13 protein-coding genes and 1 pseudogene are annotated in these 24,354 nt (G+C 58.0%); 8 read left to right on the plus strand and 6 right to left on the minus strand.

All coding sequences use genetic code 11. From position 1 onward, the window contains the following. Window positions 1-19 precede the first annotated feature (19 nt). Window positions 20-1,291 (minus strand): MFS transporter, encoded by a 1,272-nt coding sequence (locus HY298_21660; protein ID MBI3852871.1) that lies wholly within the window; start codon window positions 1,289-1,291, stop codon window positions 20-22. A gap of 345 nt (window positions 1,292-1,636) precedes the next feature. Here HY298_21660 and HY298_21665 point away from each other — a divergent pair. After that, window positions 1,637-2,503: pseudogene (locus HY298_21665) on the plus strand (slipin family protein). Window positions 2,504-2,889: 386 nt separating this feature from the next. Here HY298_21665 and HY298_21670 read toward each other — a convergent pair. Beyond that, complete coding sequence (locus HY298_21670; protein ID MBI3852872.1) at window positions 2,890-4,287, minus strand: hypothetical protein; 1,398 nt, start codon at window positions 4,285-4,287, stop codon at window positions 2,890-2,892. Between the two features lie 56 nt (window positions 4,288-4,343). Between HY298_21670 and HY298_21675 the strand changes: the two genes are divergently transcribed. The 4 genes from HY298_21675 to HY298_21690 all read left to right on the plus strand — a co-directional run bounded on the left by HY298_21675 (window position 4,344) and on the right by HY298_21690 (window position 8,790). Continuing rightward, the gene (locus HY298_21675; protein MBI3852873.1) at window positions 4,344-6,767 is read left to right on the plus strand and encodes a PAS domain S-box protein; all 2,424 of its coding nucleotides are present in this window, start codon (window positions 4,344-4,346) and stop codon (window positions 6,765-6,767) included. Between the two features lie 228 nt (window positions 6,768-6,995). After that, window positions 6,996-7,514, plus strand: coding sequence for a response regulator (locus HY298_21680; GenBank protein MBI3852874.1), 519 nt, complete (start codon window positions 6,996-6,998; stop codon window positions 7,512-7,514). Window position 7,515: 1 nt separating this feature from the next. After that, the gene (locus tag HY298_21685) at window positions 7,516-8,088 is read left to right on the plus strand and encodes a response regulator (GenBank protein MBI3852875.1); all 573 of its coding nucleotides are present in this window, start codon (window positions 7,516-7,518) and stop codon (window positions 8,086-8,088) included. Window positions 8,089-8,268: 180 nt separating this feature from the next. Then, entirely contained in the window at window positions 8,269-8,790 is a 522-nt protein-coding gene (locus HY298_21690; GenBank protein ID MBI3852876.1) for a hypothetical protein, read from the plus strand. A gap of 21 nt (window positions 8,791-8,811) precedes the next feature. On the opposite strand, the gene HY298_21695 is transcribed toward HY298_21690, so the two are convergent. Next, window positions 8,812-12,081, minus strand: coding sequence for a DEAD/DEAH box helicase (locus HY298_21695; GenBank protein ID MBI3852877.1), 3,270 nt, complete (start codon window positions 12,079-12,081; stop codon window positions 8,812-8,814). A 106-nt stretch (window positions 12,082-12,187) separates the two neighbouring features. Continuing rightward, complete coding sequence (gene lpxD / locus HY298_21700; GenBank protein MBI3852878.1) at window positions 12,188-13,249, minus strand: UDP-3-O-(3-hydroxymyristoyl)glucosamine N-acyltransferase; 1,062 nt, start codon at window positions 13,247-13,249, stop codon at window positions 12,188-12,190. A 427-nt stretch (window positions 13,250-13,676) separates the two neighbouring features. Here lpxD and HY298_21705 point away from each other — a divergent pair, with 427 nt between their 5' ends. After that, complete coding sequence (locus tag HY298_21705) at window positions 13,677-14,867, plus strand: Gfo/Idh/MocA family oxidoreductase (protein MBI3852879.1); 1,191 nt, start codon at window positions 13,677-13,679, stop codon at window positions 14,865-14,867. Between the two features lie 111 nt (window positions 14,868-14,978). On the opposite strand, the gene xylA is transcribed toward HY298_21705, so the two are convergent. Together xylA and HY298_21715 are read right to left on the minus strand one after the other, a co-directional pair. Further along, complete coding sequence (gene xylA / locus HY298_21710; protein MBI3852880.1) at window positions 14,979-16,304, minus strand: xylose isomerase; 1,326 nt, start codon at window positions 16,302-16,304, stop codon at window positions 14,979-14,981. Window position 16,305: 1 nt separating this feature from the next. Continuing rightward, window positions 16,306-16,548, minus strand: a complete 243-nt coding sequence (locus HY298_21715) for a hypothetical protein (GenBank protein ID MBI3852881.1) — start codon at window positions 16,546-16,548, stop codon at window positions 16,306-16,308. 421 nt (window positions 16,549-16,969) lie between these two features. On the opposite strand from HY298_21715, the gene HY298_21720 reads away from it, so the two are divergent. Both HY298_21720 and HY298_21725 read left to right on the plus strand, forming a co-directional pair. Then, window positions 16,970-17,311, plus strand: a complete 342-nt coding sequence (locus HY298_21720; GenBank protein ID MBI3852882.1) for a hypothetical protein — start codon at window positions 16,970-16,972, stop codon at window positions 17,309-17,311. 12 nt (window positions 17,312-17,323) lie between these two features. Continuing rightward, a complete protein-coding gene (locus HY298_21725; protein MBI3852883.1) occupies window positions 17,324-24,133 on the plus strand; it encodes a hypothetical protein in 6,810 nt (2,269 codons plus the stop codon). Window positions 24,134-24,354: the final 221 nt, after the last annotated feature.

The raw sequence follows: 24,354 nt of genomic DNA on the forward strand, positions 1-24,354 counted from the left end.
ACCGCATCAAATTGACCAGCTATAATTTCGCCGGCTCCAGTCTCGGCACCAACCCGTGAATGATCAGCAGCCCCACAAGGTACGCCACGCTACAGGCCGCAAAAACCGGCAGGTAGTTGCCGTCGGTCCATTGCAGTATGTGTCCGGTCGCGCTGCTGAAAAGAATGCCTCCCACGGCACCCGCCATGCCGCCAATTCCGACCACCGAGCCCACCGCGCGGCGGGGAAACATGTCCGACGCCAGCGTGAACAGATTCGCGGACCAGCCTTGATGCGCCGCTGCCGCCACGCTTACCAGCGCAACCGCGATCCACAAATCCTTCGTCTGCGACGCGAACATCACCGGCACAACGCAGAGCGCGCACCACAACATCGCGGTCTTTCGCCCGGCATTGACGCTCCAGCCGCGCTTGATGAGCCGCCCCGAGAGCCAGCCGCCGCCAATGCTCCCCACATCCGCGACCAGGTAGATCACGACCAGCGGCAAACTGACCTGCGCCAGGCTGATGCCGTAGTTCTTGTCGAGAAACTTTGCCGTCCAATAAAGATAGAACCACCACACGGGATCGGTGAGAAACTTACCGATGGCGAACGCCCACGTTTGCCGATGCGGCAGCAACCGTGGCCAGGGAATTTTCTCCAGACTTTCAGACGGGTCGCTGCGGATGTGGGCCAGTTCCGCCGCCGACAACCGCGGGTGTTTTTCCGGCCGGCGATAAAGCGGCAGCCAAAGGGCCAGCCAGAGAAAACCAACGGCGCCGACCATCACGAAGGCCCATTGCCAGCCCCAGTTCAATGCAATGAACGGCACTGTCAATGGCGCGATGATGGCGCCAAAGTTGGTGCCCGAGTTGAAAATGCCAGTGGCCAGCGCCCGCTCGCGTTTCGGAAACCACTCGGCCACCGTTTTGATGGCGGCTGGAAAATTGCCAGCCTCACCGAGACCGAGCGAAAACCGCGCGATCGCAAAACCGGCTACCGAATGCGCCAATCCGTGAGCCATCGCCGCCACACTCCAAATCGCAAGCGCGACCGCATAGCCGAGCCGCGTCCCGAACCGGTCGATCAACGCTCCGGCCACGAGCAATCCCAGTGCGTAAGCCAATTGAAAAGCCACGACGATGTTGCCGTAGTCCACCTCGCTCCAGCCAATCTCCTTTTGCAACAGCGGCGCCAGAATGCCCAGAATCTGACGGTCCATGTAGTTGATCGTCGTCGCAAACAAGAGCAGCGCGCAGATGATCCAACGATAATAGCCTATTCGCGGTGATGCGATTTCGCCTTCAGTCATGGGAGACTTTTTGGTGGATGGCGAATGATCTTGCACGGTTTAGATCGGTTTCAAGTTCCAGCAGATTGAGCTCTTGTCCGGAGTAATGGTTTCGGTCAAGGATTGCCGCTCATCCAATCGCACGCAAACGATTTTGTGACAGGCTGCGGGTTTTTCCTACCCGTCGTTGACTTCTCGCGTCGCTAGGTGTTCACTGCTTTTCGCCCCGGCGGGGTTAATGAGCGGCCTCCAACAAGCATTGTTGTCACTCATTGCGAATGTGACTCAGCAGATGCAGATCTGTTCTCGGCCGTGCTCAATATCAGCCCAGCTTCGGGGTACCAATGCAGCAAACTGGAGCGCGTTATGAGCCGAACCAAACTCGAGATCATTATCAAGGACACCCATCGCGGACTGTGGTACGAGGACGGCGTGCTTACCAAAGTGGTCGAAGCCGGCCGCTACTAGATTCCCCTCAAACGCTTGCTCTTCTTCCGGCCAAAACCCCGCGTCGAAGTTCAGCTCGTGGACATGCGTGAGCGCGACCTGACCATCAAAGGCCAGGAAATCCTCACCGCCGACAAAGTCTCCCTGCGCGTGAGCATCATCGTGCAGTTTCGCGTCGTTGACTCGAAGCTCGCGCTGCACGCCGTCGAGAAATACGAAGACCGCCTTTACAGCGACGTGCAACTTGCCGCCCGCCGCTCGCTGGCCACCATGACGCTGGAGGAAATCCTCACCAACCGCAATCGCCTCAGCCAAGACATCCTGCGCGACGTGAAGAACACCGCCGCCACCTACGGCGTCACCATCCAACGCGCCGACGTGAAAGACCTCGTCTTCCCCGGCAACCTTCAGGAGATCATGAACAAGGTGCTCGCCGCCGAACGCATGAGCCAGGTGCAACTCGTGGAAGCCCGCACCAAGGCCGACGTGCAAAAGATCGAGTCGCAAAGCAAAGCCGACGCACAACGAACGGAAGCCGAAAGCCGGGCCCACGCCCAACGCCTCGCCGCGCAAGGCGATGCCGAAGTCCAGCGCCTGCAAACCGAAGCCGAAATCAAACGCCTGCAGGAACGCGAACGTAACGCGCAAGCCTACGCAAAACACCCGGCTCTCATGCGCATCTTGGAACTGGAAACCCTTCGCGAGTTGGGAGGAAATGCCAACGCGCGAATCTACATCGGGTTTGATAAACACGCCGTTGCTGACGCGGCCAAAGACGGGAACTGATTCGCAGAGTCTCGCCCCGTGCGCAGGCTCTTGCACCGCAGCTCTGAACGTTCGTCTGCAGTCGAATCCTATTTAATTCATGCCTGCCATTTACCGCATCCAATGCACTGCGTGTGGTAAAGCGCCGGAAGTCGAAGGCGTCTTAGCTGGCTGCGTTGGCGAAAAGAAAATCTCCAGCTGAAGTTGGGCAATTGTACCCACTGTGGAGCGGCGGACTTTACGACAGTCGCAAAAGCGACGAAACAAGAATTGATGTGTCCACATTGCCGGACACAAAATGTGCGCTGCAGGTTTGCAGGAATGTCCTGAGGGTAGGTGTGTCGCCCTTACAGGGCTTGGGATTTATTGCCGATTAACCCGGGGCTTCACCCCGGGCTATTATCTTTTCACCGCTTGTCCGCCGCAGGCATCGCGTTGGTCGCAGGACGCAACAGGTCGGGATTCATGCTGACCACGTAGTAGATGCCGTTCAGGTTCGCAATGGTGTCGCGGATGAATTCGGTCATGGCGTCGGGTGAATAATGGCCTTCCCGCAAATCCTGGCTTTCGCGTTTCAAGGCGAGGTCCAGGGATTCCTGCGGTGATTTGTAGAGGCAGATGCCGCCAAAGACATTCCAGTGCCGGCTTTTATCCGAGCCGTCCTCCTTGTTGCCCGGGAGCAGGAAGTTTTCCTGCGCCACCGAGCCGGGGAGTTTGTCGCGCGGGATGGATTTGACCCAAAAGAACGGGATGCGGATGGTTTCGTCCACGAGTCCCACGGCGGCGCGCTTGTCGCCGGTGATGCGGACGGCTTCGCGGAACAGCAGGATCATGGGCAGGTTGTGATTCTCGACGCCGGGGTCGCCATGCTTGGGCGTGGTCTGGCACACGGCGCGCAGATAACGGCGGTCGTGCTGAGCGAAGTGGATGAGTTGCTCGAACTGTTCGACGCGCGTGCGGGACTTGTAATACTGCCACTGCGTGCGACTCAGGTAATTCTTGAGATGCGTCAGGTCGCGCGGTGGCCCGAGTTTTTCCAGCGTGACCTCCAACCCCAGGTCTTGTTTGAGGTAACGTTCGATGGTTTTCAAGATTTCCGGCGCCGTTACGCGGCCCGCCTCGAATTTCGAGTATTGCGGTGAGTCGAGCAACTCGCGCAGGTGATCGCGGAAGAAAAGCGTCTTGGAAATAAACTCGTCCTGCCCCCGGGTGGTGAGCGTTTCCGCGTCTTCGACCAGCCCGATCAATTCAAGCAATAGATCGTAGCCCATGCCTGCCGCGTAAAACTGGTTGCAGTCTTCGATCTTGCCGCGGCAATAGGTCTGTTCGGTCTCGGTCAATTGCGGGAGGCGCGCGTGGTAAGCCAGATCGAAGCGCACGGCTTCGTTGTAAGTCTCTTCCGCCAGTTGCCGCGCGTACGGCGAATCGGCAGCGGGCGGTTTGGGGTGACTGAGGGAATCGAGCGGACTTTGTTTCGCCCCGGCGTAAGGCAGCGCGAACAGAGGGCGGTTCACATAATCTTGCGGTGACACGTAGCGATAAAGCTCACGCGGTCGGGGGAAAGGTTTGCCCGCGTCCACGGCTTTGGCTTCGGTCTCGTAGGGATCGCCGGTGGCGGTGAGTTGCTCCAAAATTGCGAGGTCCTCGGCGTCCAGTCGGCCGTCGTTGTTCAGGTCGGCCCTGATGCAATCTTTGGCGCTGCGCTGAAAAGGGTTCGCGAGCAACGACTGCATGAGTTCGCGGTCCTGTTGATCCCAACGCTTGTCGCTGTTGAAATCGCCTAGCATGACCAGTTCGGAGCGCACGCCCACGCGATAGAGCGGCAGCAGCCAGGATCATCGTTGACGCAGCCGAGCAACTTATGGGCTGGGACGCCTGTCTGGTTGGGCTGTGTGATCCGCAGCAAGAACTCTGGGAACTGGTCCTGAGAATGGACACCATCAACGGGGAAAAGGTGACCGTTCCTTGGGGTGCGGCCGGCCGCCCGGGACCGCTCATGCGCCAGGTCATCCTGGAAGGCCCGCGTCTGATTCTACGCGGCCAGCCTGACGAGGCTGATTCGGGATTGATTCCCTTTGGAAGCGAAACCCGCCGGTCCGCTTCCCTGATGTTCGCCCCCATGCCCATCGGAGAGCGGGTCGTGGGCATCGTTTCGATTCAGAGCTATACCCGTCACGCTTACACGCAAAACGATCTGACCACGCTGCAAGCGCTGGCGGATCATTGTGGTGGCGCCCTCAACCGCATTCAAGCGGGCGAAGCGCTCGCGCAACACGCCGGCCTCGCGGCCTTGGGCGCCAATGTGGGGATGGCTCTGACTCGATCCGGGTCATTGCAAGAGGTTTTGCGGCACTGCGCCGAAGCGCTGGTCAAACATCTGGACGCGGCGTTTGCCCGCGTCTGGACACTCAACGAAGCAGAACAGGTGCTCGAGTTGCAGGCGAGTGCCGGCATCTACACGCACCTGGACGGATCGCACGGACGTGTGCCGGTCGGCCAATTCAAAATTGGTCTCATTGCGCAGGAGCGAAAGCCGCATCTCACCAACTCGGTGATTGGCGACCCACGCGTCAATGACCAGGAATGGGCCAGGCGCGAGGGCATGGTCGCGTTTGCCGGCTATCCGCTGTTGGTCGAAGACCGTGTCATCGGGGTCATGGCTCTCTTTGCCCGACACCCGCTATCAGACACGACGTTAACAGCTTTGGGTTCGGTGGCGGACGCTATTGCCGTAGGCATCGAACGCAAGCGCGCCGAGGAAGCCCTCCGTGAAAATGAGCGGCGTTTCCGCGCCACGTTCGAGCAGGCGGCCGTCGGCATGTCGCACGTCCTGCCCGAAGGCCGGTTCAAGCGCGTGAACCAGAAGTTTTGTGATATCACGGGCTATTCGCGCGACGAACTGCTTGCGCGCACCATCCAGGACATCACACATCCAGACGACCTTCAGGCAGACCTCAAACAGGTGCGACGTCTCCTCGCCGGGGAGATCCAAACCTACTCGATGGAAAAGCGATACATTCGCCAAGACGGCTCGCAAGTGTGGGTCGAGCTGACCGTGTCCCTCGTGCGCAAATCCGGCGGCGAGGCGGATTATTTCATCGCCGTCATCGAAGACATCACAAACCGGCGCAGCTTGGAAATGCAGCTCCGCCAATCACAAAAGATGGAGGCCGTCGGCCAGCTTGCCGGCGGCGTGGCGCATGATTTCAACAATATTCTCGCTGCCATGATGATGCAGACTGAGTTGGCGGACCTGGTCGAAGCCACGCCCCCCGAAGTGCGGGAAACCTTGCGGGACATCAGAGCGGCAGCCGAACGCGCGGCCAATCTCACCCGGCAATTGCTGCTGTTCAGCCGCCGCCAGGTGATGCAGCCGCGCCTGCTGGATCTGAACGAAGTGGTGACCGGCCTTGCCAAAATGCTTCAGCGCATCATCCGGGAAGACGTGCGTCTGCAACTGCACCTCCACTCCGCGCCGCTGATGATCTATGCCGACGCCGGGATGCTCGACCAATTATTGATGAACCTGGCGGTCAATGCTCGTGACGCCATGCCCAACGGAGGACGGTTGCTCATCGAGACGGCGGAGAAAACTTTTGCCGAGGAGCAGGTGCGCCTCAACCCGGAGGCAACTCCGGGACGTTACGCGTGGCTAAGCGTCAGCGACACCGGTTGCGGCATTTCGCACGAGGTCTTGCCCCGCATCTTCGAACCATTCTTCACCACCAAGGAGGCGGGCCAGGGCACAGGCCTCGGGCTGGCGACTGTGTTTGGCATCGTCAAACAACATCGCGGCTGGATCAAGGTTTACAGCGAACCCGGTCAGGGCACGAACTTTCAGGTCTTTCTGCCGACCAGCGACGCGTCGCCAGAGGAACTCGCGGACGAGGCCGTTCAACTCAAACCGCATGGCGGAACGGAAACCGTTCTCGTCGTCGAGGACGACGCTGCCGTCCGGATGCTGACGCGCGTGACCCTGGAGCGGCAAGGATATCGCGTGCTGGAGGCGGCCAATGGAGTTGAGGCGCATGAGGTCTGGCAGCGCCATCGCGGCGAAATCGCCTTACTCCTGACCGATTTGGTCATGCCCGGGAGCTTGAGCGGTCGGGAACTTGCCCGCCAGTTGCAGGTGGATCGGCCGGAACTCAAAGTGATTTTCACCAGCGGCTACAGCTTGGAAATCGCCGGGCAGGAGTTGAAATTGAAGGCCGGACAGAACTTCGTGCAAAAGCCCTGTCCGCCATATCAGCTTCTCGATACGATTCGCCACATTCTCGAAAGTTGAGGTTTCTTGAAGGACAAGCGTCAGGCGTCCCAGGTGAACTGCTGAGTGCATCCCAATGGCAAGCAGCTTATCAGATGGCGGTAACTTCTTAATCAAAAAAACGACCCGCCGGACTCGTTCTCGAACTAAAGGCCAGCAAATCAACAGACCAACCGGTTGGCATCCTGGCGGCTTAACTTCAGCTCGTCCGAACGCCCGCTCCGACGGGCAACTCAAAGAAAGACGATTATGAATAGTTTGACGACCCTCTCAAGAATTGACCCTCGCGTGCAGCCATCACCGGCAGCGCGCCTATCCGACGCCACCGCGAATCGCAAACGCATTCTCATAGCCGACGACGATACCGTGGTGCGCGCCGCGCTGGCCGCCGTGCTTGCATCGGAAGGTTACGACGTGGACGAGGCTGCGGATGGCCGTCAAGCCGTCGCGCACGCCACCGCTCAGCCACCGGCTCTCGTGCTGTTGGACCTGAACATGCCCCACGTGGACGGCTGGACTGCCTTCACGAAACTCGACCATGTGTGTCCGTTGCTGCCCGTCATCGTCATCACGGCTCGTCCGCACCAATACAAGGAGGCAGTGCGGTTGGGCGTGGATGCGTTCATGGAAAAGCCGCTCGATTTTCCGGTGCTGCTGCGCGCCATCCACAAGCTCACGCACGAACCGGACAAACGGCATACCGAGCGCATCACCGACCGGGCATTCGTCACGCGGCTGCTTAACGGCAACCACTCAAACCATTCCTGACATGAAAGCAGCGTCAAAGTCCCGCGACCGGCAACCCGACAAGACAGAGAAGGGGGCAACGCGCGAGGCCTCGGCCGCCGTCAGCGCGACAACCACGAAACCGCCTGCTCGCCGCCGCATTTTGCTTGTGGATGACGACGCCGACGTGCGCGGCTCGCTCCAGGACGTGCTGGTTGAGGAAGGCTACGTGGTGATTCCCGCCAATGACGGCCAGCAAGCGCTGGAACTCAGCGCCTCCAGTTCCATTGACCTCGTGCTCCTCGACCTGAACATGCCGCGCAAGAACGGTTGGTACACCTTCGAGCGCCTCAGCGCCGAGCATCCGCTCGTGCCCGTCGTCCTTATCACCGCGCGGCCGAACCAACTTTTCACGGCGGTGGGCGCGGGTGTGGGTGCGCTGTTGGAAAAGCCCTTGGACATTCCCATTCTGCTCCAAACCATCGCTCGATTGCTCGCCGAATCGGACGAGACGCACCTCGCCCGGCTTGCGGGGCGCGACGTGCCGTTCCGCTACGCCGCCGGCAAGACATACTCGCCAGCGAAGCGCGGCAATCCACACTCGCCGCCAACGTGAAGCCGTGAAGCCATGCACAGCCAATGCGGAGTTGAAGGAGCGGCCCGCCAGGAGGAGACTGGTGAGACGCGGAACGGATTTCGGAATGCTCTTGCCAACCATCCGTTCCGCGTTCCGGCGATGCAAGCTGCGCAAACCAAAACGCCGGAATCGGCCGCCGACCTTTCGCGCGATGCCACCATCGTCACCGGACGCGAACGGGCACAGTTGATTCTACTGGCCTTTCTCGCCACGTTTATTTGCGCTCGCCTTCTCGTGTTCCTCATCATGGCCAGGAAGATCCCCGATTTCTTCCTGCATGTTCGTGGAACGCACGTGCATCACCTCAACTACGGTATCTTCCTGCTTGTCGCCGTGGGCGCGTGGTTGCTGCTACGTCCGCCCAGGAACTTCCGCTGGCCCGCGATTCTCTACGGCGTCGGCCTCGCGCTGACCTTCGACGAGTTCGGCATGTGGCTGCACCTGGGCGGCAGCTATTGGCAGCGGGCGAGTTGGGATAGCATCGTAGTCGTAGCGGCGGTGCTGGCTTTGTTTGCTTTCGGACCGTCTCTGGCGCAATACCGGTCGCGATACTGGATGGTTGCGGCGGCGGTTTTCGCCATGATCGTCCTGTTCTTCTGGCTGCTCGTGAAATCACTCGACTATGGGGGGAGGCGAATATTGCCAAAACTACAGCGCGTCGAAGAAACCTCGCCGCCCTGAGACTTCGTAGATTCCACGGGCTTAATCCTCCGCGAACAAGTATTCCAAATCCGTCTTCGACAAACTGCGGGCAAAGCCTTCTTCGCCGAGCACGTCAGCGATTGTTTGTGCTTTGCTCTGCTGCAATTCCCAGATTTTTTCTTCCACAGTGCCGGGCGCAATCAAACGATAGGCGTTGACGGTGCTCGTCTGGCCAATGCGATGTGAGCGGTCTATGGCCTGCGCTTCGACGGCAGGATTCCACCAGGGATCATAAAGCACGACGTAACTGGCGGTGGTCAGATTCAGGCCCGTGCCGGCGGCCCGCAGACTGAGCAAAAAGACACCGGCATTGGGATCGTTCTGAAAGGCGCTCACCACTTCCTGCCGATCCTTGGTCTGGCCGGTGAGCAGATGCGTATTGATCTGGCGCTGCTGACATTCCTTTTCAAGCAGTTGCAACATCTGCACAAACTGACTGAAGAGCAGAACCTTTTGTCCCTCGGCCAGCAACGGTTCGAGCAACTCGAACAACGTCTCAGTCTTGCCGGAGGCGGAATCATTGCCCACCAACTGCGGATGACAACAGATCTGCCGCAACCGCGTGAGCGCGGCAAGCACGTGAATCTTGCTCTTGTTCAATCCCTTTTCCGCCACAGTCTGGAACACTTGTTCGCGACTGCGCCGCAATTCCGCCAGATAAAGTTTGCGCTGTTCATCGCCCAACAAACAATCGCGCCGTTGCTCGATGCGGTCAGGCAGGTCCTTGGCCACATGTTTTTTCAAGCGACGCAGAAGCAGCGGTCGCAGTTTAGCCGAGAGCCGGCGACGGGCGATGCGCTGCGCGCCTTCAGCCCCCTCGCCGCGCGGTTCGTAGGTCTGGGTGAACTGGTCCTGCTTGCCGAGGTAGCCCGGCTGGATGAATTCCACAATGCTCCAGAGGTCGAGCAGCCGGTTTTCCAGCGGCGTGCCGGTGAGGGCAAGCCGATGATTGGCCCGGAGTTGTTTGACTGAATGCGTCACCTGCGCGGCGGGATTCTTGATGAACTGCGCCTCGTCGAGGATCACCGCATTGAAATCAAATTTCTGCAAGGCTTCGAGGTCGCGCCGCAGCAGGGCGTAATTGGTGACGATCAAATCGTGCTGCGGAATCTGTTTGCGGAGGTTGTGTCGCGCCGCGCCGCTTTCGAGCACGAGCACCTTCAGGTGCGGGGTGAAACGGTTGGCTTCGCGCCGCCAGTTGTGCAGCACGGAGGCCGGACAGATGACCAGGGCGGGCTTGGATTTCTTTTCGGCGCGCGTCTCCTTCAACCACGCGAGCCACGCGAGGGTTTGCAACGTCTTTCCCAAGCCCATGTCGTCAGCCAGGATGCCACCGAGTTTGAGTCGCGCGAGGTGGCACAGAAAATCGAAACCGTCCTTCTGGTAGGGGCGCATCTCGGCCTGTACATTGGCGGGGAGCGGCACGCCGGGAACCCCTTTGAATTCGCTCAGGCGTTCGCGCAGGGCCTGGGCCTGCGGCGAGTCGGCGAAGTGTTGAAGGCCGGCCTCATCCAGATGCGCCGCTTGTTCCAGACCGATGCGGTTGGGCACGGCGATCAAACCGTCCACGCCGAGGTCCGCCATCGTTTCGTGAGCGGATTGCACTGCGGCAGAGTCCAATTCCACCCAGCCGGAATCGGGCAGTTTGACGAAGCGTCCGGTCGCGGTTTGCAGCCGCTGCAGATCAGCGGCGGTGAGTTTGAGTCCTTCCTGTTCCCACTCCGCCGAGACGGAGAGCCAGTCGATGCCGCTGCCTTTGACGATGAGTTTGGGTCGTAGTTGGCGGCGGTTCAGGAACAGGCGATGGAAGGAGGGATTGCCGAGATATTCGGCCGCCGCCGGACGCTCGGGCCAGGCGGTGGCGAGCGCCCCCAAAAAATTTTCGTTCGCGTCCCCAAGCCACAGGCCGGGTTCGGGCGTGAACCAGTCGAGCCGCCGCAGCCATTGGGCGGCCGGTTCGAGGCGCGGGTCGTCGAGGATTTCCGGCTTCGCGTGCTGCCGGACGCGCGGTTCTTCGGGTTGCCAATCGTGGCCGTTCCAGAGCCACAGACTTTGATCGCGTTCGCTGCGCGCGCGCAAGCGCAGGCGCACGGTGTCCTCGGACAACTCGAAGATGAACTGCGGCATCGCGGTGTGCGCCACGCAGAGTTGTTCCCAATCGACGCTTTCACCGGACTTGGTTTTGCGCAGGTGCATGAGCAGGCGATGACTGAGTTTGCGGACGAGGACGGCGGGTTTTTTCGTCCAATGCTCCAGCACAGCGGAAGGTGGCGCGTTGCGCAAAAGATAAAAAGTGTTCCCGATCAGGACCAGGGGCGGGCGCCCGGAAAAAAACTGAACTCCCTCAAGCGCGTGAATCTCATTGTTGGGCAAGGTCAGGCGGTGGGTGAAGGAGAGTTCCTTGTCGCCATTCTCCAGATGTGGCGTCAGCTCCGCCAACTGACCGAGAAAGTTGAACGTGTTCTTGCCGTCTCTGCTCTCCAGTCGCGCCGCGTGTCCCCAGCGCGCGAGCCACTGGAGCAAATCCAGGTCGGACAACAGCAATGGTTCCCCGTCCAGTTCGCGGCCCGCGTAAGTTTCAGTGAGCCACTGAATGAATTCCCAGTCGCCGGGCGGAAAAAGTTCCTGCTCGTGGGCAGCCCGTGTGGTCAGTTCAACAAGCTCCTTGAGGGTTTTGGTTTTGCCACCAGTGCGCTGGCGGACCAGATGAAACTGAACCGCCAGCCGGTGGAGCGCGCTTTGCTCGCCCTCGGCCTGCGGCTGGCAAATCACATGCAATGCCGCTCGCGGCAGGTCCAGATGGCCGGGCGTGGGTGGAAAGAGCCAGTGCTCGAGCTGTTGCACCAGCTTTTGTTCCTGCTCGGCTTCCTCCACCTCGGCAAAGTGGTCGAGGTTGGCGTGCGGGATCAGCTCGGTCGGCAGCGGACGGCGGGCGCGCAGGAACAGGATGGCGATTTCTTCGAGCCGGGCCTGGCCTTGCGCGTTGAGCAGATGCGGCCACCAATCCTGCCCGTTGAAATCCTTGCGGGAGAGGGAAAGCTTTTCGAAATAATCCTCCAGCAGCAACCACGCGCGTTGAGAATCGGCGCAGGCGGCAAACTGCCTCAGGATTTCCTCCCGCTCGGCGACGGCGGATTTGGAATCGGCCAGTTCGCGACGCAGATCGGCGAGCGCGCCATAGGTCTTCGAGAGCACCTTGTGATGTGCGTCGTAGCGGGTGGCACCGGCGGGCCTTGGACGATTTCCGTTTTTGACTGAAAGTTTTGCCATCTGATTAAAACAACCTGTAAAGGTTTATCATCTCGACACAAATTGGCGGTGGAGGTCAACCAGAAAGCGAAAAATTTTCTCCCGTAAATCTCCGTCGGGGCTTGCGCTACGCGGGGGGCGGCTTCGCGGTATGCTCCGGTGCGGTGGTTTGCGGAATCGTCGCCGCGAGCCTTTTCTCCAGTTCACTCATCCGGCGCAACAGGTCGGGCAACTGTTGCAGGGCGATGAGTTGTCGCTTCATTTGCCGGTCGGGTTGCGCGGGATAACCAAACCACTTGTCGCCGTCCTTGATGTCGTGCATCACGCCCGATTTGGCGGCGATGGTCACGCGATTGCCGATCTTCAAATGGCCCGCCAGCCCCACCTGGCCGGCCAGCGTCACATAACTGCCGAGTTTCGTGCTGCCGGCGATGCCGGATTGGGAAACCAACAGACAATGCTCCCCAATCACCACGTTGTGCGCCACCTGCACCAAGTTGTCGATCTTCGTTCCCTTGCCGATGATCGTTGGTCCCAAAGCGCCACGATCAATCGTGACGCCCGCGCCGATTTCGACATCGTCATTGATGATCGTGCTCCCCACTTGCGGCACTTTGTGGTGCACCCCTTCGTCAAACACGTAACCAAATCCATCGGCACCGATGACCGCGCCCGCGTGAATGCGCACGCGTTTGCCGATCTGCGTGCGCGGATAAACTGTGACGTTGGGGAAAATATGCGTGTCCTCACCCAGCACGCACTTCGCCCCGACATGGTCGCCGCCTTCCAAAACCACGCGTGTGCCCACAGTTGTCCCCTCCCCAATCACACAATACGGCCCAATGTGCGCGGTCGGATCGATGCGGGCCGACCCGGCAATCACGGCTGTGGAGTGAACCCCCGGCTCAAAAGGCACTTCGGGAAAGAACAGCGGCAGCACCTTGGCAAAGGCGATGCGCGCGTTGGGCACACGAATCAACACCTTCTGCTTCCAGGCGAAACTGCCTTCAACGAGAATCGCCGAGGCGGCGCTCTGTTCGGCGCGGGCAAAATAAGTTTCGTTCTCCGCGAAGGTCAGATCGCCGGGTTTGGCGGTGCTGGCGGGCGCGAAGCCCGTCAGCGGCGTCGCGCCGTCCCCTAGAACTTCCCCGCGCAGACGTTCGGCAATTTCAGCGGCCGTGAAAGGCATGTTTTGAATACAGGTTAAGATTCAGCCGACGCCCAACTCTTCAGCGTCGCGCCTCAGGTGTTGAACTCAATTTTGATTTGCGTTCGCCCGTTGACTTGAAATTCGGTTGTCACTATAAAGTCCGCGTAACCTAATTCAACACCAAGTTTACTTTATGGCAAAAGAACGCCTGCGTGGCGGGAAAATTGGTTCACCCGACGTTTCAAGAGGGCCTCAAGAATCAGCAGGTTTTGAACGCGGTGGAACGTTCGGCCAAAAAGGTTCACTGGGTGAAAGTTTAGGCCGGCACAAATTGCTTGAACGGACTTGGGGTTGCGATAATCTTGGTGCGAAACGGACAGCTTCTTTTGCTGTGTCTCCCAACGGTTCCCGGCGGACGAAATAACGATTGCAGACAAACTAAAGAACAGACAAAACACAACCAGCTATGTCAATTAAACCAATCAATGTCGGTTTGGTGGGCGGCGGCAAAGGCGCGTTCATCGTCAATCCCCATCAAAAGGCCATCCACTTTGACGGCACGCGCCGGGTGACGGCGGGCGCGCTGTTCCCCGATCCCAAAATCGCCCTCGAAGAAGCGGCGAACTGGCCTTATCCCATCAAAGGTTACGGCTCTTACACCGAGATGATCGAAGCGAACGCCAGCCTGCCCGAAGACCAGAAGCTCAGCTACATCCTCATTGTCACCCCGAACCACGTGCATTTTGACCCAGCGATGAAGGCCATCAAGGCCGGCATCCCGGTATTCTGCGAAAAGCCCCTGTGCCTGAATCTCAAAGAGGCGAACGCCCTCGTAAAGGCTGTTCGTAAACACAAGATTCCCTTCGGCGTGGCGCACACTTACATCGGCCATTGGACCAGCCGATTCTCCCGCTACATCGTCCGCGCGGGGTTGTTGGGTGAAGTCCGCTGGGTGGACAGCTACTATCTTCAAGGCTGGCTCGCGACCAAGCTCGAAGCCACCGGCCAGATGCAGGCCACCTGGCGCACCAACCCGAAACTCGCCGGCGGCTCCGGCTGCGGCGGCGACATCGGCACGCACGCGCTCATGCAACTTCGTTTCGTAACCGGACTCGATGTCACGCAGGTGGCTGCTCATCTCGAAACTTTCGTCGAAGGCCGCATGTTGGACGACCACTTCACCATTTATTGCGAGTTGAGCAACGGTGGCAAAGCCCTCGTGCGCGCCTCGCAGATTTGCATCGGCCACAAGAACGATCTTGGCATCGAAATCTCCGGCACCAAGGGCACTCTCGTCTGGCGTGCGGAAGATCCCGAGTGCCTGACGATTCAACTGCCAAACCAACCGGATCGCGTGTATTGGCGCGGCGCGGTCACGCCGGGCGATGGTTTTCTGCCCAAGGAAATGCCGGCTGACCTCATGGCCGAGCCAACCATTCCGGCGGGACATCCGGAAGCATTCCACGATGCCTATGCCCGCCTGCATCGCTGCTTCGAGGCCGACGTGCGCAAATGGCAAGCCGGCAAGCCCTTCGCCTGCGACGGTTCCAAGTACGCCAACATCGAGGACGGCTGGATGGGTATTGCCTTCATCGAAACCTGCGTCAGGAGTAGCGCGAAGAAGGGCGCCTGGAAAGCGTTGCCGAAGAAGATTTAGTTTCGGTGGAGTTTTGCACAATGGGGCGGCGATTCACGCCGTCCCTTTTTTGTTGGCTGGAACTTCAAGCACTTCAACTCGCCGATGTTGAAATGCCATGCACCGAAAGAATCAGATGAACTCGTTGATCAGGTTTTCGAGAAACTCCTGCCGGCCACTGGTGTTTGGCGCGATATCACCTTTCTTGAGCATGTAGGCTTCGAGGTCTTCGAAACTGGCTTTGCCGGCTTCTATTTTCGCGCCGATGCCGCTGTCCCACGAGCTGTACCGCTTCTGCACAAACTCAGCCAGCCGCCCATCCTTGCGAATGGCGGCGGCGATCTTCAGGCCGCGCCCAAACGCGTCCATGCCGCCGACGTGAGCGTGGAACAAGTCCACCGGCTCGAAGCTTTCGCGGCGCACCTTGGCGTCGAAGTTGGTCCCGCCGGTCTTTAAACCGCCCATCTTGAGGATCGAAAGCATGATCTCCGTGGTCAGATAGATGTTGGTAGGGAATTGATCCGTGTCCCAGCCGAGCAACAGGTCGCCGGTGTTGGCGTCAATCGAGCCAAGCGCATCGGCAGCGATGGCCACCTCGAGTTCATGCTGCATCGTGTGGCCAGCGAGCGTGGCGTGATTGGTTTCGAGGTTAAGCTTGAAATCGCGCAGCAGGTCGTACTCGCGCAGGAAATTCAGGCACGCCGCCGCGTCGGAATCGTATTGATGTTTGGTTGGCTCCTTGGGCTTCGGCTCGATGTAGAACTGGCCTTTGAATCCGATGGCCTTCTTGTGATCCACGGCCATGTGGAGGAACGCACCGAGGTGATCCATCTCGCGCTTGAGGTCGGTGTTCAGCAATGTGCTGTAACCTTCGCGTCCACCCCAAAAAACATAACCTTCGCCTTTCAATACGTGTGTGACCTCAATGGCTTTCTTCACCTGCGCGCCGGCGTAGGCAAACACGTCCGCGTTGCAACTGGTCGCCGCGCCATGCACGAAACGCGGATGGACAAACAGGCACGCCGTGCCCCAAAGCAACCCAATGCCCGTGCGCTGTTGCTCCTGCTTCAGCTCCTTCACAATGGCGTCGAGGTTTCGATTCGTTTCGCGCAAGTTGCGCCCCTCGGGCGCCACGTCGCGGTCATGAAACGCGTAGAACGGCACGCCGAGTTTCTCCATGAACTCAAAGGCCACGCGGACGCGCGTCTCGGCCATCTTCATCGAATTGGTGCCGTCTTCCCACGGCCGAACGGCCGTGCCCACGCCGAACATGTCCGATAACTGGCCGCGAATGGTGTGCCAGTAAGTGACCGAGAACCGAAGTTGCTCGCGCATGGATTTGCCCGCGACGACCTCGTCCGGATTGTAATATTTGAAGGCGAGAGGATTTCTCGAACGTGGCCCTTCGTATTGGATTTTTGAAATACCTGGGAAGAATTCTTTGGATGGCCTTTTCATGTTAGTTAAAAAGATTGCACTCAAAGTCTAGCAACGAGCCCGGCAGGGAGCAAGCAAGGACGCGCTTGTGGTCAATCGCAATCAATTCCCGCACGCCGTCCTGAATGTCCCGGTGTTTCATCAATCCCTCGCCCACAAGAATCACTCGCACGCCCCAGTTGGCCAGCCGCACGACATCCGCGCGTGTGTGAATGCCGCTTTCGGCGACGAGCAGTGCCGAATCGTGGGCGGTAAATCCGTGCAACCGACGTTCGAAGACGGATTAAAGAATCAGCAAGTGCTCGCCGCCGTCGAGCAATCCGCCAAAACCCGTCAGTGGGTCAAGGTGTAGGCGGCGAGGAAACGAGGCGGACCTCCCACGCTAGTAACTTGAGCCTGTTTCGCCTCCTCACTCCGGCGGCTGCAATCCAAATTCCGGCTGGAGGCTGAGAGATTTCCCGAAGAACTTCTTTACAAGTTCCGGGCAAGTTTGGTTAACTCCGTTCCGTAGAAAACTCCAAGTGTCTGTTCGAGCTTCTTGTTTTGCGGTTTCGTGGTGAGCTATGAAACAAACCGTGACAAGAGTCGCACGACCTGAGGCCGCCCAGCAAAACCGTAACGCTGACTCCCCCAAGCGCGGTAGTGTATCCAGCCGATTGTGTGCTTCGCTGCGGAACGATTTTCCGGTGAGGACGACCGCCGTGTCGCGGTTCACGAAAGCCTGCGGCGCTCCCGCGTTCCCGGCGGGCGTTCCCGCGCAACCGCCAATCGCTCCCGCCGAATCGGCGGACGATTCCCAGGAAACGGCCAAGACCACGCGCACGGGCACGACGGGCACGCGCAATCGCAACGCGAACGACCTTTACGAGCGGCTGCTCACCGTGCAGAACGCGGCGAACCTGCAATGGCCGGAACGCGACTCCTCGAACGCGGCGGTGCGCGCGGAATTTCGCCTGGGCAGATTTCCGCCGCGCGGCGGGTCACCGCCGAAACCAGGACCACCCAACCCCCCCACGCCCCCCGCATAAAAAAATTCATTTATGAAAACGACTTGCTTTTTGGCCACCCTCTTTCTCGCCCTCGCACTGACCGCGACAGCGCAAGATGCGGCAACAACTTCCGACCAGCCAGTTGCTGCAGCACCGGCGACTGACGCTGTTTCTACAGACTCGACCTTATCTACACAAACCGCGTCGACCTCGCCCACTGCAGATGGTCTGCCGGGCAGTGCTTCCGGTAGCGGCCAGTTGCCCAACGGAATCTTGAACTTTCAACCCGATCTTTTCACCGGTCGATTTACGTACACCGTGCCCATTGTCGTTGCACCGGCCCGGCAAGGCGCGCAACCGCAACTTGCCTTAGGCTACAATTCAGGGAATGGCAATGGTTGGTGCGGTGTGGGCTGGGGACTGGAAGTCGGATTCATTCAACGAGAGACGCGGTACGGGGTGCCGGTCAAATGGGGTTCAACGCAGCCGCTTAGCGAATATGATGATGGTCTTGGTTTCATTTTCAGCATGGGCGGGGTGAGTGGCAAATTGGTCAATGTGGGCGGCAACCAATACCGGGCTGAGGTGGACGGAGCGTTCTTAAAATTTGCTTACTTTGAAAACTACTGGCTGGTCACGGACAAGGGCGGAAATAAAATGTATTTCGGCACGGCTTCCAACAGCCGGATGGAAAACAACAAGACGAATTGGACGGCTGGCCTGGCCAAGAGCACGTTCCGCTGGGCCATCAACTACGTTGAGGACGCCAACGCCAACACGACGTATTTCAGCTACACGAACATGCTCGGCATGCTCTATTTGTCGCAGATCGCCTACAACGGAAACACCAACTCGTTAAGCGCGACCCATACGGTGGACTTTATTCCGGAGGGCCGGAGCGACAAGACGATTACCTTTCAGCCGGGCTACCGTGTAACAACCAGCAACCGACTTTCGAAAATCGTTGTCAAGGCGAACGGGTTAAAGGTCCGGACTTACGTGCTAGGCTACACCAATTCGCCCTCCACATTCCGTTCATTGCTCAACTCTGTGACAGTTTACGGTGCGGACGATACAACTACGTTGCCGCCGCTCAATTTCACGTATCAAGTGAAGCCATTTCAGTTTGAGTCCGCGACGAGTTGGCCGGGACTTTATAGCCAGGGACAAACGGATACCATGTGGAATAGTGTGCATTCGATTGATGGCAATAATGACCACCGTTTGCTCCTGACTGACATTGACGCGGATGGTTTGCCGGACCGCGTGATGCGTAGCGTCTCTTCGCCGTATTCAAATTTCTACATTCAGCGGAACACCGGAACCGGTTTTTGGCCGACTAACAGCAATTATACGTGGGGCACATTGGACAGTCAGAGTCAGAACGGCAGTGATTGGAACAGTCCAAGGGCCGGCAACGGTGTTGGAGATACTTACGTTGAGTTCCTCGACCTCAATGGCGACAGATTCCTGGATCGCATCATGCGGAATGTATCCAACCCCTACACCAACTTCTGGGTCCAATTCAATCTCGGGCACCAAGGAACCAATGGATTTGGAGCCGCTCAAATTTGGGGGCCGGTGACGGCGGAGAATGCAGTGCAGGACTGGTGTTCACCCCGGGGAGGTGATCCAACCAAGGTTGATCTGATCGATATGGATGGCGATGGATTGCTCGATCGCGTCATGCGCCGATACAATTCGCCGTACGACCGGTTCAAGGTTCAGTTCAATACCGGCAACGGTTTCAGTGGCTTGGTGGATTGGCTGGGAGTCGATGGTCAAGGACAGGCAGGCGACGGTTGGAACAGTATCTTCAGCACCGACGCCAACGGGAACACCTTCGTGGGCATGTATGACATTAACGGTGACGGCCTGCCTGACCGGGTCATGAAGAAGCTTAACAACCCCAGGGACAACTTTGCCGTTCAATTCAACAATGGTGCCGGTTTCGAGACCAACGGTGCTGGCTCCGACAGGTGGGAGTATTGGGGGCCGTTGGATACGCAAGGACAAAGCGGTGACGGCTGGGCGAGTCCGGCGGCAAATGATCTCGGCGTAACCTTCAACACCCTCATTGATATTAACGGCGACGGATTACCCGACCGTGTGATGCGCGTAGCCAATCCATCCTATGACCGATTCAAGGTGCAGATCAACACGGGTTCGGGTTTTATCACCAACAACGTGGATTGGACGCCGTTGGAGAGCCAGAACCAAACGAGTGCTGATTGGAACAGCGTGGTTTACAAAGCCAGTGGTGACACAAAAGTCGATTTGATCGACATCAACGGGGACGGTTTGCCCGACCGCGTGATGCGCAAATTTTCATCTCCCTACGACTCGCTTGTCGTTCAGTTAAACAAGGGGCCGTTCCCTGACCTGCTGAGTGGCGTCACCAACAACCTGGGTGGCAACGTGAAGGTCACGTACAAACCTTCCACCCAATACGACAATCGGGACCGTGATTGGGTGGGTGATCCGTGGACGAACAATGCGATCAGCACGCTTAATTTTCCTGTTTACACGGTTTCCACCGTTGCCGTAACGGATGGCATGGGAAACACCAACACCACCAGCTACAATTATCGCGGCGGCTTCTATGATACAGTCCGGCGCGAGTTCCGAGGATTCAACCGGGTGGAAGTCACCGAGCCGCTCGGCGCAAAAACTACCACATACTTTCATCAAGGCGGCGGGCGGGATGAGAGCGCGAACGGAGAATACCAGGACCAGAGTTCCTTTGCCAAGAAAGGGATGCCTTATCGCATTGAAGCTTACGGCACCAACGGGAACCTCTATCACCTCACTTTGAACAAGATCGAAGAGGTCATGCTTCATACCAACGGCTGGTGTTTTCCTTTCCTCTCCCAGTCGATCAACATGGTGTATGAAGGGTTGACAAATTATCGTGCCACGGTCAAGCAAGTTGCTTATGACACGAACACCGGAAATATCATCAAGGAAAGTGATTTCGGGGAGGTCACCAACGTTGTCGTTTCGACGCATGGCTTCACTAACATTGGTAACGATTCGGTCTTTACATTCACCGCTTACGCATCGCTGGCTAATACCAACATCCTGAGCAAACCTTCCAGCCTCAAGGTCACCGCGGATACCAGCGGAACGCAGAAACTCCGGGAAACCCTGTTCTATTACGACGGGAGCCGTGGAAACTTGACCACCACCGCTGATTGGCTGAACACCAGCGGGCAATACGTCACGAACTCCATCGGCTACGACACTTATGGGAACCCCGTAAAAGCGACCAACACGGTTGGCATCGTCACCACGACGGTTTACGACACAACCTATCAAACCTTTCCTCTTCGCCAAATCACCGCCACTTTCACGAACGATACTTCCGTCGATGTTCGTTCGGGCAGTGTGATTACCACAACCGACGCAAAAGGTCTGGTGGTCAGCAATGCATTCGACACCTTCTTCCGTCTGGTTGAAACCAAAATCTCGACGAACGCCTTCGGTGCGCCCGTGCTCTGGAAAGAACGCTATCTTTACGCCCAGTTCGGGATTGTCAGTGGCCTCAGCTACAATTACGTGCGCAAACAGGTGAACGACGCTGTGGATACCACCAACGGTCTTGAGTCCTACGTTTATGCCGACGGCGTCGGGCGCACGATCCAGACGCGCGTGGAAGCGGAGACCGGGCAGTTCCGGGCGGCAGATGTCTGGTATGATGTCCGCGGCAACGCTTACTTTCAATCGCTACCCTATTTCAGCACGAATTTCAGTTTCACCGCCCGCGATCCGAATGCGCCGGGCACTTTGACTGAGTATGATCCGATCATCCGTCCCTTCCGCGTGACGCCGCCCGCCGGCGACACCGGCTCGCCAACGGGACCAAGCACAATGGCATACGTCGATGGCTCGAATCCCTGGGCGACCGTGACGACCGATGCTGAAAGCAAGACCAACAAATCCTACTTCGATGCCTATGGTCGCGTGATCCAGGTTGTCGAGGTCACGAGTGGGGGCAATTACAACACCTACTTCAAATACGATCTCGTCGGAAACCTGACCAATGTGACGGATAATGCGGGCAACGTCACCACGATGGTTTACGACAGTTTGCGCCGCAAAACTTCGATGACCGACCCGGACATGGGCACGTGGAGTTACAGCTATGATGCGGCCAACCGATTGACTCAGCAAATCGACGCCAAGAATCAAAAACGTGTTCTCAATTACAACGATCCGCTGGGCCGTCTGATTACCAAACAAATCTACGATTCAAATACCAATTTAGTGAACACCGTCACCAACGTTTACGACGTGAGTGACGATACGAATAATTATACCATGTTCAAGGGGCTCCTCTACAAAGTGGCGGACGCGCAAGGCTGGCAGAAAAACAGTTACGACGTGCGGGGACGGGTCCTCAAAACCGGCCGTTTCTTGTCCGTCAACTCCACGACTTACACAACCCAGTCCACTTACGACGATGCCGACCGGATCAAAGAGGTCACTTATCCTTCCACGCTCACGGTCAAAATTCAGTACAGCTATGACACCGGCGGAAACCTGAGCAACGTGGTGAGCACCGCGGGCACCGGCACGGCGGAAACGTTCTACCGCCCGCTCGGCTTTAACGCGCTCGGCCAGCCGCTGGGCATCGCTTTCGGCAACGGCTTGCAGAGTACCAATCTGTATTATGCGAATTCCAAGCGACTTCAGCGGCTCAAGACCACGGCGCCGGGTGGAGGTTGGCATCAAGACTTGAGCTACACATACGACAAAGTATCCAACCTTAAGAGCATTATCGACGGCGTTTTCGGCACCACAGCCTCGGCCACGCGTACCAATATTCTGTACGACGACTTGCATCGGCTCACTCAACTGACTTCGACGGCAGCAGGAACGAAGACCTACAGTTACAACGCCATCGGAAATGTCATCACAAATGGCGAGGCCGTCGCGGGACAGTATCTTTACGGGGCCAAACCGCACGCCGTCACCAACGCCAACGGCAAGAGCTACACCTACGATGCCAACGGCAACATGATTACGCGTGGTTCGCAGACCCTCGCGTATGATGAGGAGAATCAACTCAAACAAGTCAGCGGCGGCGGCGGACCGACGGTCACGTTTGGCTATGCTGACGGCGGCACGCGACTCTGGAAAGGCAGCACCAATGGCTACACGATCTGGATCGCCGGCATTTTTGAGATTAAGGACAACAAGCAACTGTGCCATGTCTTTGCCGGTGGGCGGCGCATCGCCACGTTTGAACCGCAAAGCGGCTTCGCCTGGTCCATCCAGAAACGCCCCTGGCTCGCCGCCACCAGCGCGTTCCTGACGCGAACCTCCAACTGGCCATTCCAGGAAGGCCGCACTCCGTGGACTCTGCTCGTCGGCACATTGCTCGGCATTCTCGGCGTCTGCGTCGCCGCCCGTCGGCAACTACCCACGAGCAAGCGCCCGCGCCGAAAACTTCACCCTTTCCTGGGGGAGAGGGCCGGGGTGAGGGCGTTTGTTTCTATTCTCAAGCCGCGTCCACTGTGCGAGCAGTTCGTCTCCCTGCTTGTCATCATCGCGCTCGTAATGGCGACGACTGAGACGAACGTCCAGGCCCAAGTTTACGATCCAGTATTCTATTATTACCACCCGGATCATTTGGGATCATCAAGCGTGATGACGGACCGGCAGGGCAACCGGGTGGAGCATTACGAATATAGCGGGTTTGGCCGGGAGCAATACAAAGAGCCAACGAGCGCGTTTCAAGTCTCGAATCGTTACACCGGCCAAGTGCTCGATGAAGACACCGGGCTGTATTACTACAATGCCCGTTACTACGACCCCGAACTTGGGCGTTTCATCCAGCCGGATTCGATGGTGCCGGGCGCAGCTAATCCTCAAAACCTCAACCGTTATTCTTATGTTAACAACAACCCGCTTAACCTTACCGACCCCAGTGGGCATGGCGCCTTTTTCAGCGGGCTGCTCCGTGCCTGGGGGAATGCCTTCTCCAGTCCACAAAGTATTGTGACGGGGGTGCTGAGTGGAGGGTTGTTGCCGCTGTTCCAGGCGACGGACAACTACCTCTTCGGTCAGGTGTTCGGACAGCAGGCTGCTTTTTACCAGGGCGCGGCAGCAAACATCATCTTGGCGGTGGCCACAATTGTTATTGGAGTCATTCTTCTCTTCACACCCGGCGCGCCAGCGGGACCCTGGGTGATTGCAGCGGGAGTCCTGAGCATTACGTCGGCAACGTTATCAATCGCCGCAACCGGCGCCTCGTTAGCCGGCGACCAGAGACTTGCCGAAGATCTGGGATGGGCAGCGTTTGGGACCGGAGTGGCAGCGTCGATTGTAGGTGCAATTGGCGCGGTACAGGCGTCTCAGCAGGCCGAAGAACTCGGCCCAGCTCTCCAGGGAGACAAAGCATTTGTGAAGGGGAAGTTTACGTCAGGAAAGTCTTACAGCGAGGAATTCACTTCTCCAGATCAATATGTCCAGTGGATGGCAAAAGTGGAGGAACACTCACTTCTGACGCAGAAATATGTTGGGCATTCCAACCCTTTGGCCTTAGCATTTTCTGGAGATGATATACTTCTGAATCAGAATGGGGATGTTGGAATTGCTCGCGGCACAACTGGGGATTTTACGTCAGCGAGCGCCGTCATACGACGAGCATTTGCCCCAAATGCTACAATAAAATTGTGTGGCTGCGAGTCGGCTAGTGGCGGCATGTCTTCCATTGCGGGTGGATTTAAGACGATCCTGCCATCCGCCAAAGTATCTGGATATACGGGCTCTGCTTGGCGCTGGTGGGGAACAACCCAGACAGGTTCTCGCTGGTATGGAATAACGGGTTCGCGCTTTGTGGAAGTAAAACCATAATATCGCTGTCCTTTCATGAACGTTAAATGGATCGCAGCATTCTTGGCCATTATATTCACTGGCCTCTTCGTGCACGTATTTCTTCACAATGCGTGGATGACGCGGCGCGTTAGCATTACCGAGGGAAAGAGTTTGCTAAAGCTGACCTATGCGGAGTACTCAAAACATGGATATGTCACGAGTGGTAACCCTAACTATCAGGTTTGGCTGCCGACTAACGT

Source organism: Verrucomicrobiota bacterium (assembly GCA_016200005.1).
GTDB lineage: Bacteria > Verrucomicrobiota > Verrucomicrobiia > Limisphaerales > PALSA-1396 > PALSA-1396.

What these genes read in the sequence shown, in the direction of transcription:
- HY298_21660 (MBI3852871.1), bottom strand. Translation starts at nt 1,291, where the DNA reads ATGACTGAAGGCGAAATCGCATCACCGCGAATAGGCTATTATCGTTGG.
- HY298_21675 (MBI3852873.1), top strand. Translation starts at nt 4,344, where the DNA reads ATGGGCTGGGACGCCTGTCTGGTTGGGCTGTGTGATCCGCAGCAAGAA.
- HY298_21680 (MBI3852874.1), top strand. Translation starts at nt 6,996, where the DNA reads ATGAATAGTTTGACGACCCTCTCAAGAATTGACCCTCGCGTGCAGCCA.
- HY298_21685 (MBI3852875.1), top strand. Translation starts at nt 7,516, where the DNA reads ATGAAAGCAGCGTCAAAGTCCCGCGACCGGCAACCCGACAAGACAGAG.
- HY298_21695 (MBI3852877.1), bottom strand. Translation starts at nt 12,081, where the DNA reads ATGGCAAAACTTTCAGTCAAAAACGGAAATCGTCCAAGGCCCGCCGGT.
- lpxD (MBI3852878.1), bottom strand. Translation starts at nt 13,249, where the DNA reads ATGCCTTTCACGGCCGCTGAAATTGCCGAACGTCTGCGCGGGGAAGTT.
- HY298_21705 (MBI3852879.1), top strand. Translation starts at nt 13,677, where the DNA reads ATGTCAATTAAACCAATCAATGTCGGTTTGGTGGGCGGCGGCAAAGGC.
- xylA (MBI3852880.1), bottom strand. Translation starts at nt 16,304, where the DNA reads ATGAAAAGGCCATCCAAAGAATTCTTCCCAGGTATTTCAAAAATCCAA.
- HY298_21725 (MBI3852883.1), top strand. Translation starts at nt 17,324, where the DNA reads ATGAAAACGACTTGCTTTTTGGCCACCCTCTTTCTCGCCCTCGCACTG.